At 69.9% G+C, this 18,863-nt stretch carries 15 protein-coding genes and 1 pseudogene; 1 reads left to right on the top strand and 15 read right to left on the bottom strand.

Annotated features, from left to right (window positions below; translation table 11 throughout):
* Positions 1-46: 46 nt before the first annotated feature.
* Complete coding sequence (locus AC3CF1_RS21425; protein WP_488451127.1) at positions 47-1,276, top strand: MFS transporter; 1,230 nt, start codon at positions 47-49, stop codon at positions 1,274-1,276.
* Here AC3CF1_RS21425 and AC3CF1_RS21420 read toward each other — a convergent pair.
* The 15 genes and pseudogenes from AC3CF1_RS21420 to AC3CF1_RS21350 all read right to left on the bottom strand — a co-directional run bounded on the left by AC3CF1_RS21420 (position 1,252) and on the right by AC3CF1_RS21350 (position 18,835).
* A complete protein-coding gene (locus tag AC3CF1_RS21420) occupies positions 1,252-2,337 on the bottom strand; it encodes a polyprenyl synthetase family protein (protein ID WP_141907608.1) in 1,086 nt (361 codons plus the stop codon). The genes AC3CF1_RS21425 and AC3CF1_RS21420 overlap by 25 nt on opposite strands.
* Positions 2,338-2,427: 90 nt before the next feature.
* Positions 2,428-3,981 carry an NADH-quinone oxidoreductase subunit NuoN gene (gene nuoN / locus AC3CF1_RS21415; protein WP_355161184.1) on the bottom strand — a complete coding sequence of 518 codons (1,554 nt, stop codon included), beginning with the start codon at positions 3,979-3,981 and terminating at the stop codon, positions 2,428-2,430.
* Complete coding sequence (locus AC3CF1_RS21410; RefSeq protein ID WP_179781779.1) at positions 3,978-5,513, bottom strand: NADH-quinone oxidoreductase subunit M; 1,536 nt, start codon at positions 5,511-5,513, stop codon at positions 3,978-3,980. The genes nuoN and AC3CF1_RS21410 overlap by 4 nt, the downstream gene beginning before the upstream one ends.
* Before the next feature lie 64 nt (positions 5,514-5,577).
* The gene (gene nuoL, locus AC3CF1_RS21405) at positions 5,578-7,503 is read right to left on the bottom strand and encodes an NADH-quinone oxidoreductase subunit L (RefSeq protein ID WP_088951136.1); all 1,926 of its coding nucleotides are present in this window, start codon (positions 7,501-7,503) and stop codon (positions 5,578-5,580) included.
* Between the two features lie 12 nt (positions 7,504-7,515).
* A complete protein-coding gene (gene nuoK / locus AC3CF1_RS21400) occupies positions 7,516-7,833 on the bottom strand; it encodes an NADH-quinone oxidoreductase subunit NuoK (RefSeq protein ID WP_088951135.1) in 318 nt (105 codons plus the stop codon).
* Positions 7,834-7,891: 58 nt separating this feature from the next.
* Positions 7,892-8,662 carry an NADH-quinone oxidoreductase subunit J gene (locus AC3CF1_RS21395; RefSeq protein WP_354982963.1) on the bottom strand — a complete coding sequence of 257 codons (771 nt, stop codon included), beginning with the start codon at positions 8,660-8,662 and terminating at the stop codon, positions 7,892-7,894.
* Positions 8,659-9,300 (bottom strand): NADH-quinone oxidoreductase subunit NuoI, encoded by a 642-nt coding sequence (nuoI, locus tag AC3CF1_RS21390; RefSeq protein ID WP_354982962.1) that lies wholly within the window; start codon positions 9,298-9,300, stop codon positions 8,659-8,661. The genes AC3CF1_RS21395 and nuoI overlap by 4 nt, the downstream gene beginning before the upstream one ends.
* Position 9,301: 1 nt before the next feature.
* Positions 9,302-10,654 (bottom strand): NADH-quinone oxidoreductase subunit NuoH, encoded by a 1,353-nt coding sequence (gene nuoH / locus AC3CF1_RS21385; protein WP_088951132.1) that lies wholly within the window; start codon positions 10,652-10,654, stop codon positions 9,302-9,304.
* Positions 10,651-13,158: an NADH-quinone oxidoreductase subunit G gene (locus tag AC3CF1_RS21380; protein ID WP_488451126.1), complete on the bottom strand. Its 2,508-nt coding sequence runs from the start codon at positions 13,156-13,158 to the stop codon at positions 10,651-10,653. The genes nuoH and AC3CF1_RS21380 overlap by 4 nt, the downstream gene beginning before the upstream one ends.
* A 58-nt stretch (positions 13,159-13,216) precedes the next feature.
* Positions 13,217-14,532, bottom strand: a pseudogene (gene nuoF, locus AC3CF1_RS21375) (NADH-quinone oxidoreductase subunit NuoF).
* Complete coding sequence (nuoE, locus tag AC3CF1_RS21370; RefSeq protein ID WP_393391882.1) at positions 14,529-15,725, bottom strand: NADH-quinone oxidoreductase subunit NuoE; 1,197 nt, start codon at positions 15,723-15,725, stop codon at positions 14,529-14,531. The pseudogene nuoF and the gene nuoE overlap by 4 nt, the downstream one beginning before the upstream one ends.
* Positions 15,722-17,047 (bottom strand): NADH-quinone oxidoreductase subunit D, encoded by a 1,326-nt coding sequence (locus AC3CF1_RS21365; RefSeq protein WP_328368125.1) that lies wholly within the window; start codon positions 17,045-17,047, stop codon positions 15,722-15,724. The genes nuoE and AC3CF1_RS21365 overlap by 4 nt, the downstream gene beginning before the upstream one ends.
* The gene (locus AC3CF1_RS21360) at positions 17,044-17,781 is read right to left on the bottom strand and encodes an NADH-quinone oxidoreductase subunit C (protein ID WP_099849906.1); all 738 of its coding nucleotides are present in this window, start codon (positions 17,779-17,781) and stop codon (positions 17,044-17,046) included. Before AC3CF1_RS21360 ends, AC3CF1_RS21365 begins: the two co-directional genes overlap by 4 nt.
* The gene (locus tag AC3CF1_RS21355) at positions 17,778-18,455 is read right to left on the bottom strand and encodes a NuoB/complex I 20 kDa subunit family protein (protein WP_030486262.1); all 678 of its coding nucleotides are present in this window, start codon (positions 18,453-18,455) and stop codon (positions 17,778-17,780) included. The genes AC3CF1_RS21360 and AC3CF1_RS21355 overlap by 4 nt, the downstream gene beginning before the upstream one ends.
* Positions 18,456-18,469: 14 nt before the next feature.
* A complete protein-coding gene (locus AC3CF1_RS21350) occupies positions 18,470-18,835 on the bottom strand; it encodes an NADH-quinone oxidoreductase subunit A (RefSeq protein ID WP_007454588.1) in 366 nt (121 codons plus the stop codon).
* Positions 18,836-18,863 lie beyond the last annotated feature (28 nt).

The raw sequence follows: 18,863 nt of genomic DNA, 5'->3' as shown, positions 1-18,863 counted from the left end.
GTCACCAGGAGTGGCCTGAGCGAGTCTCACGTAGGTTTGCCGGACGATGACCAACAACGCCATCACCTCCGACCCGACCGTCGCCCCCTCCCACCCGATCAGGGCGAGCGCCGGCGCAGTGGCCACCACCGTGGCCTGCGTACTCCCCGTCTTCCTGCTCGGTGGTCTCGCCGTGCAGATGGGCAGGGACCTCGACTTCTCCCCGGCCGGCCTCGGCCTGGCCGTGTCCGTCTACTTCGGGGTCAGCGCGCTGGCCTCGGTGCCCTCCGGCCGCCTCGTCGAGCGGTACGGAGCGGCCCCGGTGGCCCGCTGCGGCATCGTGCTGGCCGCCGGGTCGATGCTGGCCGTGGCGGCCTTCGCCCGCTCGTACCCGGTGCTGGTCGGGTTGCTGGCGCTCAGCGCCGCCGCGAACGCGCTCGGCCAGTTGGCCAGCAACGCCGCGCTGGCCCAGCACGTGCCGGCCCGACGGCAGGGGCTGTCGTTCGGCGTCAAGCAGGCCGCCATCCCGGTCTCCACACTGCTGGCCGGGGCGGCGGTGCCCACCATCGCGCTGACCGTCGGCTGGCGCTGGGCGTTCGTGGCGGCGGCCGTGGTCGCGACGATGACGCTGGCCGCCGTACCCCGGCAGGTGCCCCTGCGGGCGCGGCGGGCCGGCGCGACGCGCGCTGGCCGGGCCACTGCGGCGTTGGTGGTGGTCGGCGCGGCGGCGACGTTGGCCGCTGCCGCAGCGAACGCGCTGGGCACCTTCCTGGTGGACTCCGCGGCGGCCCGGGGCATGTCGCCGGGCCTCGCCGGCCTCACCCTGACGCTGGGCAGTGCGATCTGCATGACCGCGCGGGTGGGTGCCGGCTGGCTCGCCGACCGCCGCGTCACCGGTCACGTCGCCGTCATCGCCGCGATGCTGGTCGTCGGTGCGGCCGGACTGGGCCTGCTCGCGTTGACCGGCCCGGTGCCGCTGGTGGCCGGCGTGGTGCTCGGCTTCGGCCTGGGTTGGGCCTGGCCCGGCCTGATGACGTTCGCGGTGGTCCGACTCCACCCGCAGTCACCGGCCGCCGCCACCTCGATCACCCAGACCGGGGTGTACGCGGGCGGCTGCCTCGGCCCGTTGACCCTCGGCCCACTGGCCGCCCACCTCGGCTATCCGGCCATGTGGACCGCCTCGGCGGTGTCCATGCTGCTCGCGGCCGTCCTCATGCTCTGCGGTGGCCGCCTGTTGACCCGCGTCACCAGTGCGGCGAGCCGGGGTGACGATCAGCTGGTGCGGTCGGCGATGTAGTCGCAGAGCGATTCGAGGGCGTGCCGGGACGGGCCCTCGGGCAGCGGGGCGAGGCGCGCACGGGCGTCCTCGGCGTAACTGCGCACGGTCTCCCGGGCGCGCTTGAGCGCGGGGCTCTCGCGCAGCAGACCCAATGCCTCGGCGTGCAGCGCGTCGTCGGTCAGCGGGCCGGTCGCCAGGATCTCCCGCAGTCGCACCGAGGACGCGTCGGAGTCGTCCGCCGCGCGGGCGTAGAGCACCGGCAGGGTCGGGACGCCCTCGCGCAGGTCCGTGCCGGGCGTCTTGCCCGACTGCACCGACTCGGAGGCGATGTCGAGCAGGTCGTCGGAGAGTTGGAAGGCGACGCCGATCGTCTCGCCGTATCCGGCGAGGGCCTCCACGTGCTCGGCCGGTGCGCCACCGAACATGCCGCCGAAGCGTGCCGACGTGGCGATCAGCGAGCCGGTCTTGTCGGCGATCACGTTGAGATAGTGGGTCACCGGGTCGTCATCGGCGCGCGGCCCGACCGTCTCCGCGATCTGGCCGTGCACCAGCCGGGCGAAGGTGCGCGCCTGCAACCGGACCGCCTCGGGGCCCAGGTCGGCGGCGATGTCCGCCGCACGGGCGAAGAGATAGTCGCCGACCAGGATCGCGACCGAGTTAGTCCAGCGGGAGTTCGCGCTGGGCGCGCCCCGGCGGACGGCGGCCTCGTCCATCACGTCGTCGTGGTAGAGGGTGGCGAGGTGAGTGAGCTCCATCACCACGGCGGCCGGAACGACCTGCGCACCGGTGGGATCACCGAACTGGGCACCGAGCGCCACCAGCAGCGGCCGGAAACGCTTGCCGCCGGCCTCCAGGAGGTGCCGGGCGGCCTCGGTGACGAACGGGTCGGCGCTGGAGACACTGGCCCGCAGCTCGACCTCGACCGTCTCCAGCAGACCCAACACGGACGCCTCGACGCGGGGATCGGCGAGATTGAGGCCGAGCGCGCCGAACTGACTCGTGCTCGCCCGACCCCGCCGACCGCCGGAGCCGGAGGCACCTGAACGCTCGCCCGCCGGATTCACCACACCATCAACCATGCCACACCCGTTCGACCTGCTCCGGGTCGGGGATACGCACCGGGGGCCGGCACGTGAACACGAGCCGGCCCCCGGTGGTCGATCCTTCGGTCATCGCACGAATTCGGCAGCTCCGGTGGCCAGATCGAGCAGCGGCGCCGGGGCGATGCCCAGCACCAGAGTGGCCAGCACGCCGATCATCAGGGCGGCGGAGGTGAGCCCGCCGGGCACCATGACGGTCGGGGTGGACTCGCCCGGCTCGGAGAGCCACATCATCACCACGACCCGCAGGTACGGGAACGCCAGCACCATGCTGGTCAGCACACCGGCGATCACCAGCCAGGCCTGACCACCCTCCAGGGCCGGCCCGAAGATGGCGAACTTGCTGGTGAAGCCGCTGGTCAGCGGAATACCGGCGAAGGCCAGCAGGATGAAGGTGAACAGCCCGGCGAAGAACGGCGACCGCCGACCCAGCCCGGCCCAGCGGGACAGGTGGGTGGCCTCCCCGTCGGCGTCCCGCACCAGGGTCACCACCGCGAACGCGGCCAGCACCGAGAAGCCGTACGCGACCAGGTAGAACATCGTGCCGGAGAGCCCGTCGCGGCTCGGTGCCAGCACGCCGACCAGCAGGTAGCCGGCGTTGGCGATCGAGGAGTACGCGAGCAGCCGCTTGATGTCGGTCTGGGTGACCGCGAGCACTGCACCGATCAGCATGGTCAGCACCGCCACCGCGCCGAGGACCGGGGTGAAGTCCCAGGAGGCGTCGGTGAACGCGACGTGGAAGACGCGCAGCAGGGCACCGAACGCGGCGACCTTGGTGCAGGCCGCCATGAAGCCGGTGACCGGGGTCGGCGCGCCCTGGTACACGTCCGGGGTCCAGACGTGGAACGGCGCCGCCGCGGCCTTGAAGAGCAGACCGATCGAGAGCAGTGCCATGCCGGCGAAGAGCAGCACCTTGCTGGCCGGGGACTCGCTCACCGCAGCGTGGATGGTGGCGAAGTCGACGCCGGCCGTCCGGCCCGGGATGCCCGAGGTGAAGCCGTAGATCAGGGCCACGCCGAACAGGAAGAACGCGGAGGCGTACGCGCCGAGCAGGAAGTACTTCATCGCCGCCTCCTGGCTCAGCAGACGCCGGCGACGGGCCAGCGCGCAGAGCAGGTAGAGCGGAAGGGAGAAGACCTCCAGCGCGATGAACATGGTCAGCAGGTCGTTCGCCGCCACGAAGATCAGCATGCCGCCGATCGCGAACGTGGTGAGCGGGTAGACCTCGGTGAGGCCGTTGCGCCCCTCGGCCTGCCGCCGGTCGTCGGCCGACTCGGCGGTCACCGCGGCCTGGGCGACGAACGCCCCGCCCCGCTCGACCGAGCGGTCGCCGATCAGCAGCAGCGCCATCGCGGCCAGCACCAGGATCGCGCCCTGGAGGAACAGCGTCGGCCCGTCGATCGCGAGCGCCTGGCCGGCGGTGATGATCCGCTCATCGGAGTTGAGGACCACCATGGTCAGCGCGGCGAGCACCGCGAGCAGCGCAAGCGTCAGCTGCACCACGTGCCGCCAACGACGAGGCACCAGCGCCTCGACGAGCACGCCGAGCAACGCCGTGCCCAGCATGATCAGGATCGGGGAGATCGCCGCGTAGTCGATCGACGGCAGTTTCAGCTCGGTCACTTTGCCGCCTCCTGGACGGTGCCGCCCACGGACGGCGCCGGGTCGGTTCTGCCGATGTCGTCCATGGTCGCCTGGACGGCCGGGTTGATCACGTCAGTGACCGGCTTGGGGAAGAAGCCGAGCAGCACGATCAGCGCGATCAGTGGGGCGACCACGACCTTCTCGCGCAGGTTGAGGTCCTTGCGCATCCCGTCGACCTCGGTGAGAGCCGGGTTGAGCGTGCCCTGGGTGGTGCGCTGCACCATCCACAGCACGTACGCGGCGGCCAGGATGATGCCGAGCGTGGCGATGATCGCGACCGGCTTGTTCACCGTGAAGGTGCCGATCAGCACCAGGAACTCGGAGATGAACGGCGCCGTGCCGGGCAGTGCGAGCGAGGCGAGACCGGCGAAGAAGAGCACACCGGCGAGCACCGGAACCAACTTGCCGGCGCCGCCGAAGTCGCTGATCAACGACGAGCCGCGCCGGCTGATCAGCATGCCCACCACCAGGAAGAGCAGACCGGTGGCGAGCCCGTGGTTGAGCATGTAGAGCACCGCGCCGGTGCCGGCCTGGGTGGTGAAGGCGAAGATGCCCACCCCGATGAAGCCGAAGTGCGCGATCGAGGTGTACGACACCAGCCGCTTGAGGTCGTTCTGCCCGACCGCCAGCAGCGCTGCGTAGACGATGCCGATCACACCCAGCGCCAGCGCCCACGGCGCGAACCACTTCGACGCCTCCGGGAACAGCGGCAGGCAGTAGCGCAGGATGCCGAACGTGCCGACCTTGTCCAGCACACCGACCAGCAGTGCCGCCGCTCCCGCCGGGGCCGCACCACCGGCGTCGGGCAGCCAGGTGTGGAACGGGAAGAACGGCGCCTTGATGGCGAACGCGAGGAAGAAGCCGAGGAACAGCCACCGCTCGGTGCCGGTGCTGATGTCGACCTGGGACAGCGCCTGCCAGTCGAAGGTCTTGCCGCCGACCACCCACAGGCCGATCACGGCGGCCAGCATGAACAGACCGCCGACCAGCGAGTAGAGGAAGAACTTCACCGCCGCGTACTGCCGCTGGTGGCCGCCGTAGCTGCCGATCAGGAAGTACATCGGGACCAGCATGACCTCGAAGAACACGTAGAACAGGAAGACGTCGGCGGCCGCGAAGACACCGATCATCGTGCACTCGAGGACCAGCAGCAGCGCGAAGTAGACGGGCACCGACCGCTTCGACGACTCCGCGTCGTGCCAGGAGGCCAGGATCACCAACGGCACCAGCACCGCGATCAGCATCAGCATCACCAGCGCGATGCCGTCGGCGGCGAAGGTGAAGCTGACGCCCCAGTTCGGGATCCACGAGTACGACTCGCGGAACTGGAACCGGTCACCGCCTGCGTTGAAGCTGACCCACATCACCACCGAGAGCACCAGCACGAGCAGCGACCAGGCGAACGCCACCTGCTTGGCCAGCTCCGGCCGGTGGCGCGGCAGGAAGGCCACCACCAGGGCGCCCACCAGCGGCGCCACGGTGAGCACCGAGAGGAACGGGAAGTTGGACATTATGCGGCCTTACCTCCGTCGTCACTGCGTGGTCCGCCGGCGGGGGCGGCCGGGAACAGGTCGATCACGCCAACCACCCGGCCTGCACCGCCAGGAACGCCGCCATCACCAGCAGCGCACCGGCCAGGATCGAGGTGGCGTACGAGCGGACGAAGCCGGTCTGCATCCGCCGGAGCCGACCCGAGCCACCGCCGACCGCGGCGGCAAGCCCGTTGACCAGCCCGTCGATGCCCCGGTTGTCGAGGTACACCAGCGCTCGGGTGAGGAAGATGCCCGGCTTCTCGAAGACGGCCTCGTTGACCGCGTCGGTGTAGAGGTTGCGCCGGGCGGCGGTGACCAGCACCCCGGCCGGCTGCGGCGCGGTGGCCGTCCCGGCCCGGAACAGGAACCAGGCGAGCCCGGCACCGAGCACGGTGACCAGCAGCGACAGGGTGGTGATGACGGCGTGCGAGAGGACCGCCTCGTGCTCCCCGTGCTCGCCGCCCAGGCCGGCGGTGGCCGTCAGCCAGTCCGGAACGGACGTGGAGAGCAGGAAGCCGGCACCAACAGAGCCGACCGCCAGCAGGATCAGCGGGATGGTCATCAGCTTCGGCGACTCGTGCGGGTGCTCGATGTCCTCGGTCCACCGCTGCGGCCCATGGAACGTGAGCACGAACAGTCGGGTCATGTAGAACGCGGTCAGTCCGGCACCGAGCAGCGCCGCACCGCCGAAGAGCCAGGCGGTCCAGTCCTCCCGCTCGAAGGCGGCCACGATGATCGGCTCCTTGGAGAAGAAGCCAGAGAACGGGAACATGCCGATGATCGCCAGCCAGCCCATCATGAAGGTCAGCCAGGTGATCTTCATGTGCTTCGAGAGGCCACCGAAGCGGCGGATGTCGACCTGGTCCTTCATGCCGTGCATCACCGAGCCGGCGCCCAGGAACATGTTGGCCTTGAAGAAGCCGTGCGCCAGCAGGTGCACGATGGCCAGCGCGTACGCCCCACCGCCCAGGCCGACGCCGAGGAACATGTAGCCGATCTGACTCACCGTCGACCAGGCGAGCACCCGCTTGATGTCGTCCTTGGCCGCGCCGATGATGCAGCCGATCAGCAGCGTGAGCGCGCCGACGCTGACCACCACGAGCTGGAGCGTCGAGTTGGCGGAGAAGATCGGGTTGGACCGGGCGATCAGGTAGACGCCCGCGGTGACCATGGTGGCCGCGTGGATGAGCGCCGACACCGGGGTCGGGCCCTCCATCGCGTCCGGCAACCACGCCTGCAGCGGGAACTGACCGGACTTGCCGGCCGCACCGAGCAACAGCAACAGGCCGAGGACCAGCACGGTGGTGCCGGTCAGCGCGCCGACGCCGTTGAACACCTCGTCGTACTGGGTGGTGCCCAGGGTGGCGAACATGATGAAGATGCCGATGGCCAGGCCGGCGTCGCCGACCCGGTTCATCAGGAACGCCTTCTTGCCGGCGGTGGCCGCGCTCGGCCGCTCGGTCCAGAAGGAGATCAGCAGGTACGACGCCAGACCGACGCCCTCCCAGCCGAAGTAGAGCATCACGTAGTTGTTGCCGAGCACCAACAGCAGCATCGCCGCGACGAACAGGTTGAAGTACGCGAAGAACCGCCGACGACCCGCGTCGTGCGCCATGTACTCGACCGCGTACAGGTGGATCAGGAAGCCCACCCCGGTGATCAGCAGCACGAAGACCGCGGCCAGCGGGTCGAACAGCAGGCCGAAGTCGACGCGCAGGTCACCGACCGCGATGAAGTCCCAGAGGCTCAGCTCGACCGACTTGTTCTCCAGGCCACGCAGCTGGAAGAAGAAGGACAGGCCGAGCACGAAGGCGGCGCCGATGGCGGCAACACCCAACCAGTGCCCCCAGCGGTCGGCCCGCCGGCCGAGCAGCAGCAGGATGGCCGCGCTGAGCAGCGGGATCGCCACCAGCAGCCAGACGCCCCCGAGCAGCCCCGTGGCCTGGGCGTATTCCACAGTCTCTTCCACCGGTGGACCCCTCTAGTACTTGAGCAGGTTGGCGTCGTCGACACTCGCCGAGCGTCGCGTCCGGAAGATGGACATGATGATCGCGAGCCCGACCACGACCTCGGCCGCCGCCACCACCATCACGAAGAACGCCATGATCTGGCCGTTGAGGTCACCGTTGATCCGGCTGAAGGTGACCAGCGTCAGGTTGGCGGCGTTGAGCATCAGCTCCACGCACATGAACAGCACGATCGCGTTGCGCCGGATCAGCACCCCGGCTGCGCCGATGGTGAAGAGCACCGCGGCGAGGACGAGGTAGTAGGTCGGCTCGACCGAGAAGAACGTTCCCATTACTTGGTTTGCCTTCCGTTCGCGACTGCGGGGCTCCGCTCCGCTGCACTCCTCGCGCTCACCGGTCCGTCCCCTTCAGCGAGGTCTCCTCGGCGGTCAGCTCGCGCTGCGGAAGGATCGCCGGGGTGCTGCGGTCGGTCAGGCGGCCGTCGGGCAGCCGGGCCGGGGTGGCCACCGAGGACGAGGTCGCGAAGACGCCGGGGCCCGGCTTCGGCCCGGGGTAGTTGCCCGGGGCGAAGCGTGCCTTCATGGTCGACACCTGGTCGACCTTGTCCTGCTTACGCCGCTCCACGTGGGCCAGCACCATGGCACCGACCGCCGCAGTGATCAGCAGCGCCGAGGTCAGCTCGAACGCGAAGACGTACTTGGTGAACAACAGCCGGGCGATGCCTTGCACGTTCCCCTCGGCGTTGACCTGCTCCAGGCCGACCGGGTTGGTCCGGTCCAGCGCCTGGTAAAGGCCGGTGCCGACCAGGCCGGCGAAGCCCAGGCCGAGCACGATCGCGGCGACGCGCTGGCCGCGCAGCGTCTCGATCAGGGAGTCCGTGGAGTCCCGACCGACCAGCATCAGCACGAAGAGGAACAGCATCATGATCGCGCCGGTGTAGACGATGATCTGCACCATGCCGATGAACGGACCGGCCTGGAGGACGTAGAACACGCCCAGGCAGAGCATGGTCAGCACCAGCCACAGCGCCGAGTGCACGGCGTTGCGCGCGGCCACCATCCCGATTCCGCCGAGCAGCGCGAGCGGGGCGAGGATCCAGAAGGTGACCGCCTCGCCGGTGGAGACCGAACCCGCCGCGGCGAGCACCGTAGACGTGGTCATGCTTCCTCTCCCTTGCCGGCAGCCGCGCGCTGGGCGGCCTGCTCGGCGCCCGGGAACGTCACGCCCGGGTGCTCCTCGACCTGGTAGCGGCCGGGACCCATCGGGGACCTCTCCGCACCGGCGGAGGTGCCCGGGTTGTCCAGCGCGCCGACGTAGTAGTCCTTCTCGCTGTCACCCAGCCGCATCGGGTGCGGAGGCTGCTCCATGCCCTCCAGCAACGGCGCGAGCAACTGCTCCTTGGTGAAGATGAGGTCCTGCCGGTTGTCCCGGGCCAGCTCGTACTCGTTGCTCATGGTGAGCGAACGGGTCGGGCAGGCCTCGATGCACAGCCCACAGAAGATGCAGCGGGCGTAGTTGATCTGGTAGATGCTGGCGTACCGCTCACCCGGCGAGAAGCGCTGCTCGTCGGTGTTGTCGCCACCCTCCACGTAGATCGCGTCCGCCGGGCAGGCCCAGGCGCACAGCTCGCAGCCGATGCACTTCTCCAGGCCGTCCGGGTGCCGGTTGAGGATGTGCCGCCCGTGGTAGCGCGGCGCCGACACCGGCGGCTTGAACGGGTAGTCGGTCGTGACGACCTTCCTGAACATGTGCGAGAAGGTGACACCGAATCCCTTGAACGTTCCGGTGATCGCGCCCACGTCACACCTCCCTGGAGTCCGAGCCGGCAACGATGTTGGCCGGCTCCCGCTCGGCGACCACGCGCGTGATGCGCGGGCTCGGTGGTACCTGAAGATCCATCGGTGGCAGCGGGAAGCTCCCGTACGGCCGGTTGTCGACCTGTTCCTGAGTTGTCGGCTTCGGCTGCGGCCGGCGGCTGGGCCAGAACAGCGTGGCGATCAGCAGCAGGCCGGCGGGGATGCCGACCGCGATGACCTTGCCGCGGGTGTCCCAGTCCTCGATGGAACGCAGGCCCGACAGGACCAGGATCCAGACCAGGTTGATCGGCAGCAGCACCTTCCAACCGAGGCGCATGAACTGGTCGTAGCGCAGCCGGGGCAGCGTGCCGCGCAGCCAGACGAAGACGAAGACCAGCGCGATCACCTTGCCGAAGAACCAGAGCATCGGCCACCAACCGGAGTTGGCGCCCTCCCAGATGGTGATCGGCCAGGGTGCCCGCCAACCGCCCAGGAACAGCGTGGTGGTGACCGCGGACATGGTCACCATCGCGACGTACTCGCTGAGCATGAAGAGCGCGAACTTCAGCGAGCTGTATTCCGTCATGAAGCCGGCGACCAGCTCGGACTCGGCCTCGGGCAGGTCGAACGGCGCCCGGTTGGTCTCACCCACCGTGGCGATGAAGAAGATGATGAAGCTGGGCAGCAGCAGGATCGCGTACCAGCCCGGCGCTGGGATCTCGGTGCCCATGATGGTCAGCCGCGTGGCGTCGCCCTGAGCGGCGACGATCCCGCTGGTGCTCATCGTGCCGGCGGTCATGAAGACCGCCACGATGCTCAGGCCCATGGCGACCTCGTAGGAGATCATCTGGGCGCTCGACCGCAGACCACCGAGCAGCGGGTACGTCGAGCCGGAGGCCCAACCACCCAGCACGATGCCGTAGACGCCCATCGACGAGCAGGCGAGCAGCAGCAGCACCGCCACCGGCACGTCGGTGACCTGCAACGGCGTGTGGTGACCGAAGATGCTCACCATCGGGCCGAAGGGCACCACCGACAGCGCGGTGACCGCACAGATCACCGAGATGGTCGGGGCGAAGAAGTAGACGACCTTGTCGGCCGCCTTCGGCAGGATGTCCTCCTTGAAGGCCATCTTCAGGCCGTCGGCGAGGGTCTGCAGCAGGCCGAACGGGCCGACCTGGTTGGGGCCGGGCCGCACCTGCATGTAACCGACCACGCGCCGCTCGAACCAGACACCGAGCAGGGTGGCCAGCAGACCGAAGGCGAACGCGAAGACGATCTTGCCGAGAACCAGCCACCACGGATCCCGGCCGAAGTCGGCAAGCGTCGGATCCTGGGCCAGGATTGACGAAGTCACTGGTTACCCCCGGAGTTGAGGAGCGGACCCGGGAGCCCGGTCTCGTCGGCCGCCACCCGCCCGGCCGGGATGGCCGTGCTCGGTGCGGGAACGGAGATCCGGACGACAGTGCCGGACGTCGCCCCGAGGCTGCGTCGCACGGTCGAGCCGGGTGAGTTGGTCGGCAACCAGACCACGCCGTCCGGCATTTCGGTGAGCTCCGCCGGCAGGGTCAGTGCCCCCCGGTCGGTGCCGACCGTGACCGCGTCGCCGTCGGCTACACCGAGCGCCTCGGCGGTGCCCTTACCCAGCCGGACCACCGGCGGGCGGGCGGTGCCCGCGAGGTTCTCGTCGCCTTCGGTCAGGCTGCCGAGGTCCACCAGTTGGTGCCAGGTGGCCAGCACGGCCTCCCCGGCAGCCGGGTGCGGCACCCGGCCCGGCGCCACCGACGGTGCGGACGGCCGGGACGTACGCGTCGCCGGCAGCGTGCCCAGCTCACGACGCACGCTCGGCACATCCGCCGTGCCGAGCCGCACGTCGAGCAGTGCGGCCAGCGCGTCGAGCACCCGACCGTCGGTCATCGCGGCGGTGTTCAGCACGGCCTCGAACGGGCGCAGCCGACCCTCCCAGTCCAGGAAGCTGCCGGCCTTCTCGACCACCGGGGCGACCGGCAGCACCACGTTCGCCCGCCGGGTCACCGCGCTGGCGCGCAGCTCCAGGCTGACCAGGAACGGCACCGCGTCCAGGGCGGCCTCGGCCAGTCGCGGGTCGGCCAGGTCGGCCGGGTCGACGCCGCCGACGACCAGCGCGCCGAGTTGCCCGTTGGCCGCCGCGGTGAGGATGCCGTCGGTGTCCCGCCCGGCCTGGCTCGGGATCACCCCGGCCGGGATGTCCCACGCCTCACCCAGCTCGGCGCGGGCGGCCGGCTCGGTGACCAGCCGTCCACCGGGGAGCAGGTTGGGCAGGCAGCCCGCGTCGACAGCGCCGCGGTCACCCGCGCGCCGCGGCACCCACACCAGCTTCGCGCCGGTACGCCGCGCCACGTCCGCCGCTGCGGAGAGCCCGCCCGGCACAGTGGCCAGTCGCTCGCCGACGATCAGGATCGCGCCCGGTGCGCTCAGCGCCTCGGCGACCGTGGCGTGCTCGGCGAGCACGCTGGCCTCCTCGCCCGGCACGACCCGGGCCAGCTTGGCGCCGAGCTTCTCCAGGCCGCGGGTGGCGAACGGCGCCAACGCGTACACCGTCAGGGTCTTCTTCAGGTACGCCTTGCGCAGCCGCAGGAAGAGGATCGGGCACTCCTCCTCCGGCTCCAGGCCGACCAGCACCACCGCCGGCGCGTTCTCCACGTCGGTGTAGGTGACATCGGTGACCCCGGCAACGGAGCTGGCCAGGAAGTCGGCCTCCTCGCGGGAGACCGGCCGGGCCCGGAAGTCGATGTCGTTGGTGGTAAGGGCGACCCGGGCGAACTTCGCGTACGCGTACGCGTCCTCGACGGTCAGCCGGCCGCCGGTGAGCACCGCCGTGCCCTGCCCGCTCTCCCGAGCAGTGTGCAGGCCCTCGGCGGCCACGGTGAGCGCCTCGCTCCAGGACGCCTCGCGCAGCTCACCGGTGTGCTCGTCGCGGACCAGCGGGGTGGTCAACCGGTCGGCGGCCCGGGTGTACTGGAAACCCCACCGGCCCTTGTCGCAGTTCCACTCCTCGTTGACCTGCGGCTCGTCGCCGGCCAGCCGGCGCAGCACCTTGCCGCGGCGCCAGTCGGTGCGCTGCCCGCAGCCGGCCGAGCAGTGCTCGCAGACGCTCGGGCTGGACACCAGGTCGAACGGGCGGGCCCGGAAGCGGTACTGCGCACCGGTCAGCGCCCCCACCGGGCAGATCTGCACGGTGTTGCCGGAGAAGTAGGAGTTGAACGGGACGTCACCGGCGTCGCCCTCTTCGCCGTACGCGTCGTCCCGGTAGATGTTGATCTCCTCGGCGGACGACCGGCCCATCAGGTCGATGAACTTGTCGCCGGCGATCTCCTCGGAGAACCGGGTGCACCGCTGACAGAGCACGCACCGCTCGCGGTCCAGCAGCACCTGGCTGCTGATCGCCATCGGCTTCTCGTACTCCCGCTTGTGCTCGTGGAAGCGCGAGTCGGTGCGGCCGGTGGACATCGCCTGGTTCTGGAGCGGGCACTCACCGCCCTTGTCACACATCGGGCAGTCCAGCGGGTGGTTGAGCAGCAGCAGCTCCATCACCCCCTCCTGCGCCTTCTTGGCCACCGGGGAGGTGATCTGCGTACGCACGACCATGCCGTCGGCGACGGTCTGGGTGCAGGAGGCCACCGGCTTGCGCTGGCCCTCCACCTCGACCAGGCACTGCCGGCACGCGCCGGCCGGGGCCAGCAGCGGGTGGTCGCAGAACCGGGGGATCTCGGTGCCCATCTGCTCGGCGACCCGGATCAGCAACGTCCCCTTGGGGGCGGTGACCTCGACGCCGTCGATGGTGAGCGTGACGGTCTCGGTCTGCTTTGCTACGTCGGTCACAGTGCTTGCCTTTCGCTCGCGACTGCGGGGCTCGCTCCGCTCACTCCTCGCGCTCGCATCAGTGAGCTCCAACTAGCTGCTTGTCCGACAGCTTCGGCGCGGTACGTCCCTCGATGTAGTCGAGGTAGTCCTGCTTGAAGTACTTCAGTGACGAGGTCACCGAGCTGGTCGCGCCGTCACCCAGGCCGCAGAACGAGCGGCCGAGGATGTTGTCGCAGGTGTCCAGCAGGGTGTCCAGGTCTTCGTGAGTGCCCTGACCTGCGAGGATCCGCCGGTAGACCCGAACCATCCAGTAGTTGCCCTCGCGGCACGGGGTGCACTTGCCGCACGACTCGTGGTGGTAGAACTCCAGCCACCGGTACGTCGCGTAGACCGGGCAGTCCTGGTCGGAGAAGATCTGGGTGGCCGTGGTGCCCAGGATCGAGCCGGCCGCCGCCACCCCCTCGAAGTCCAGTGGCACGTCCAGGTGCTCGGCGGCGAGCAGCGGGGTGGACGAGCCACCCGGGGTCCAGAACCGCAGGTTGTGCCCAGGCTGCATGCCACCGGCCAGCTCCAGCAGCTCGCGCAGCGTGACACCCATCGAGCACTCGTACTGGCCCGGGTTGACGATCCGACCGGACAGCGAATAGATCATCGGCCCGGAGGACTTCTCGGTGCCCATGCTCTTCCACCAGTCGGCCCCGCCGAGCACGATCGGCGGCACGCTGGCGATGGTGCCGACGTTGTTCACCACCGTCGGGCTCGCGTACAGGCCGTGGGTGGCCGGGAACGGCGGGCGCAGCCGGGGCTGCCCCCGGAAGCCTTCCAGCGAGTCCAGCAGCGCCGTCTCCTCGCCGCAGATGTACGCCCGGCGCCGGAGTGCACCACCAGCTCCAGGTCGTAGCCGCTGCGCAGGATGTTCCGGCCGAGGTAGCCCTTGTCGTACGCCTCCTGGACCGCGTTGCGCAGCCGACGCGCGGCGTGCACCGCCTCGCCCCGGATGTAGATGTAGGCGCGGTTGGCCCGGATCGCGTAAGACGCGATGATCACGCCCTCGACCAGCGCGTGCGGGTCGTGGGTCATCAGCGGCAGGTCCTTGCAGGTGCCCGGCTCGCCCTCGTCGGCGTTGACCACCAGGTAGTGCGGCTTGCCGTCGCCCTGCGGGATGAAGCCCCACTTGAGACCGGTGGGGAAGCCGGCACCACCCCGGCCGCGCAGCCCCGAGTCCTTGATCAGCTGGATCAGGTCGTCCGGGTGGGCCTTGAGCGCCTTGCGCAGTGCGGCGTAGCCGTCCAGTTGCTCGTACGTGCCGATACGCCAGGCGTCCGGCGACAGCCAGCGCTTGGTCAGCACCGGCGTCAGCTTGGCCACGGTCTCCGGGCGGGGAGTGGTCACTTCTGGGCCCCCGTTTCGTTCGCGTCCGCCGGCCCGGCGCCGTCGGCGTCCGTGCCAGCCTTCGCTTCGGTGAGGTTGCGCTCCTGCGCCCCGGCCTCGTCGCCGGCGGGCTTGCCGTCACCGGCCGGCGCGTTGGCCGCCACACCGGCGGCCTCGGCCGACCGTGCGTCGCCAGCCTCGGGCGCGGTGCCGGTGCCGTCCGTCGGGACCTTGGTGCCAGGGGCGTCCGGCACCGCCGTGCCCGCGTCCGGCTGCCGGGTCTCGGCGGTACGCACCTGCGGCGACTTGTCGTCCGGTGCTTTCACGTCCCGCGTGGTGCTGCCACTGGCGTCTGCCGGCTTCGCCGGCCCGGTGGCCTCTGCCGGCTTCGCCGGCTCGCCGACCCCGGCCGCCCCCGTCGGGGCGGACGCCCCGTCGCCGCCCTTGACCGGTGCCGCGCTGGCCTCGACGGGCGCCGGCTTGGCGGCCTCCGCCTTCGCCTTCGCCTCAGCGGCGGCCTTGTCGGCCTCGGCCTTGCTGCGGATCGGGGTGTTCGGGTCGAAGCCCGGCACCGAGACGCCGTGCTCCTGCGCCAACCGCAGCCCGCGCAGGGTGGGCTCACCCGGCCCACCGTCGGCGACCGCGCCCTCGCGCTCGTCGGCGAAACCGGCGAGCTGCACCGCCATTTCCTTGAGGGTGCAGAGCCGGGCACCGCGGGTCGGCATCGGCCGCCCGCCCGCCCGCAGCTCGTCGACGACACCGACCGCTGTGGACGCGTCCACGCCGTCGAAGAAGTCGTAGTTGACAGTCATCACCGGGCCGTAGTCGCACGCCGCCAGGCACTCGGCGTGCTCCAGCGTGATGGTGCCGTCGGCGGTCGTCTCGTCGTGCCCGACGCCCAGGTGCTCGGACAGGGTGTCGTAGACCTCCTGGCCACCGAGCACGTTGCACATGGTGTTGGTGCAGACGCTGACCAGGAAGTCACCGGTCGGCTTGCGCTTGTACATCGTGTAGAAGGTCGCCACCGCGCCGACCTGGGCCTTGTTCAGCCCCAGGACCTCGGCGCAGAACGTGACCCCGGCCGGGGAGACGTACCCCTCCTCGGCCTGCACCAGGTGCAGCAGCGGCAGCAACGCCGAGCGGGACCGGTCCGCCGGGTAGCGGGCGATGATCTCGCGCGCCCGCTCCCGGGTCTCGTCAGTGAAAACACTCATCGGTCACAACCACCCATCACCGGGTCCAACGAGGCGCCGCCGGCGATCACGTCGGCGATCAGACCGCCCTCGGCCATCGCCGGGAGGGCCTGGAGGTTGACGAAGCTGGGCTCGCGGTAGTGCACCCGGTACGGCCGGGTGCCACCGTCGGAGACCGCGTGCACGCCCAACTCGCCCCGGGGAGCCTCGATCGCGACGTACACCTGGCCCGGCGGAACCCGGAAGCCCTCGGTCACCAGCTTGAAGTGGTGGATCAGCGACTCCATCGACTGACCCATGATCTTCGCGACGTGCTCCAGCGAGTTGCCCATGCCGTCCACACCGATGGCCAGCTGCGCCGGCCAGGCGATCTTGCGGTCGGCGACCATCACCGGACCCGGGCGGAGCCGGTCCAGGGCCTGCTCGACCAGCTTCATCGACTCCCGGATCTCGGCGAGCCGGACCTGGTAGCGGCCCCACACGTCACCGTCGGGGTGGGTCGGCACGTCGAACTCGTAGTTCTCGTAACCGCAGTACGGCATGGTCTTGCGCAGGTCCCAGGCGAGACCGGCGGAGCGCAGCACCGGCCCGGTGATGCCGAGGGCCACGCAGCCGGTCACGTCCAGCACCGCGACGTTCTTCGTCCGCTCGGTCCAGATCGGCTGGCCGGAGAGCAGATCCTCGTACTCCTTGAGCTTCTTCGGCATCATCTTGAGGAACTCGCGGATCTTGACGATCGCCTCGTCCGGCACGTCCTGCGCCACACCGCCCGGCCGGACGTACGCGTGGTTCATCCGCAGACCGGTGATGGTCTCGAAGATGTCGAGGATGTACTCCCGCTCGCGGAAGCCGTACAGCATGATCGAGATCGCGCCCAGCTCCATGCCGGTGGTGGCCAGCCAGACCAGGTGCGACGAGATCCGGTTGAGCTCCATCATCAGCACGCGGATGGTGGTGGCCCGCTCGGTGATGTCGTCGGTGATGCCGAGCAGCTTCTCGACGGCGAGGGCGTAGGCCGTCTCGTTGAAGATCGGGGCGAGGTAGTCCATCCGGGTCACGAACGTCGAGCCCTGAACCCAGTTGCGGTATTCGAGGTTCTTCTCGATGCCGGTGTGCAGGTAGCCGACGACGGAACGGGCCTCGCGGACCGTCTCGCCCTCCAGCTCCAGGATCAGCCGCAGCACCCCGTGCGTGGACGGGTGCTGCGGACCCATGTTGACGATGATCCGCTCGTCGTTGATCGGGTCGGTGCCCGAGACGATGGTGTCCCAGTCCCCACCGGTGACGGTGAAGACCCGGCCCTCGTCGGTCTCGCGCTCGCTGGCGTAGTTCGACGTCGTCACTGGTACGACCTCCGCTCGTTCGGCGGCTGGATCTCCGCGCCCTTGTACTCGACGGGCACACCGCCGAGCGGGTAGTCCTTGCGCTGCGGGTGGCCCTCCCAGTCGTCCGGCATGAGGATCCTGGTCAGGTTGGGGTGGCCGTCGAAGACGATGCCGAACATGTCGTACGCCTCGCGCTCCTGCCAGTCCGCCGTCGGGTAGATGGCGGTCACGCTGGGCAGGTGCGGTGCCTCGACGGAGACCGCGGCCTCCAGCCGGACCCGCCGGCGGTACGTCATCGAGGTGAGCAGGTAGACCACGTGCAGCCGCCGCTCGTCGGCGCCCAGGTAGTCCGCGCCGGACACCGACGAGCACAGCTCGAACCGCAGCGCCAGGTCGTCGCGCATCACCTGGCAGACCTCGGCGATCCGTTCCGGGCGGATGTGCAGCGTCAGCTCACCCCGGTCGACCACGACCTTCTCGATCGCGTCGCCGAAGGCCGGGTACGCCTCCTCCAACGCGTCGCGGACCTCGTCGAAGTAGCTCCCGTACGGACGGGACGCCTCCTCGATGGGCTGGCGCTGGCGGACCAGGCCGCCGTAGCCGGACACGTCGCCGGTGCCCTGGTTGCCGAACATCCCACGCCCGGCCGGGCTGGCCGGCGGGAACTCGGCGGGGGCACCACTGGTGGCGCCGGCCGGCACCACCGGCAGCGGTACGCCGCCGTCGTTGGGCTTGTCCGTGGGTGACGTCATTTGGGGCCTGCCTGCGGGTGGAGGTGGTTCTGAGCGTTCATCCAGTTCTCGATCCGCAACTGCTCCTCGCGGCCCTCGCGGACCGCCCGGGTCCACTCGGCACGCCGGGCCTTGTCGCTGCGGTACGAGGAGGGCATCGAGCCGTAGGGCACGACCGGAACGTCGCCGCGCTCCTGGCGGGCAGCCAGCATCTTGCGGCCGTTCGGGCCCAGCGGCTCATACATGATCTTCTCGCGGAGCTTGAGGATCGCGTCGATGAGCATCTCCGGCCGGGGCGGGCAGCCCGGCAGGTACATGTCGACCGGCACCACGTGGTCGACGCCCTGCACGATCGCATAGTTGTTGAACATGCCGCCGCTGCTGGCGCAGACGCCCATCGAGAGCACCCAGCGGGGCTCGGCCATCTGGTCGTAGATCTGGCGCAGAACCGGGGCCATCTTCTGACTCACCCGGCCGGCCACGATCATCAGGTCGGCCTGCCGGGGCGACGCCCGGAAGACCTCCATGCCCCAGCGGCCCATGTCGTAGTGCGGACCACCGGCTGCCATCATCTCGATGGCGCAGCAGGCCAGGCCGAAGGTAGCGCCCCACACGGACGACTTCCGGGACCAGTTGACCAGCTTCTCCACCGAGGTGAGCAGGACGCCGGCGGGAAGCTTCTCCTCGATGCCCATCTGACGTTCCTTCCTCAGTCCCAGTCCAGGCCGCCGCGCCGCCACACGTAGGCGTACGCAACGAAGACCGCGACGATGAACAGGACCATCTCCACGAAGCCGAAGATCGGCAGAGCGTCGAACGAGACCGCCCAGGGGTAGAGGAAGATGATCTCGATGTCGAAGACGATGAAGAGCATCGCCGTCAGGTAGAACTTGATCGGGAACCGGCCGCCGCCGACCGGCTGCGGGCTGGGCTCGATGCCGCACTCGTAAGCCTCGAGTTTGGCCTTGTTGTAGCGACGGGGACCCGCGAAGCGGGCGGCGCCGACGGAAAACAGCGAGAACGCCGCGGCGAGGGCGAACAGCCCGATGATCGGTGCGTAAGGCGAGAGCGACATCGTTTTCTCCTGCTCGTCCTTCCCTGCC

The sequence above is a fragment of the Micromonospora sp. MGP-C2 genome, from assembly GCF_057766525.1.
Note: the sequence above shows the minus strand (reverse complement) of the source record. Positions and strands in the feature narration are given on the sequence as shown.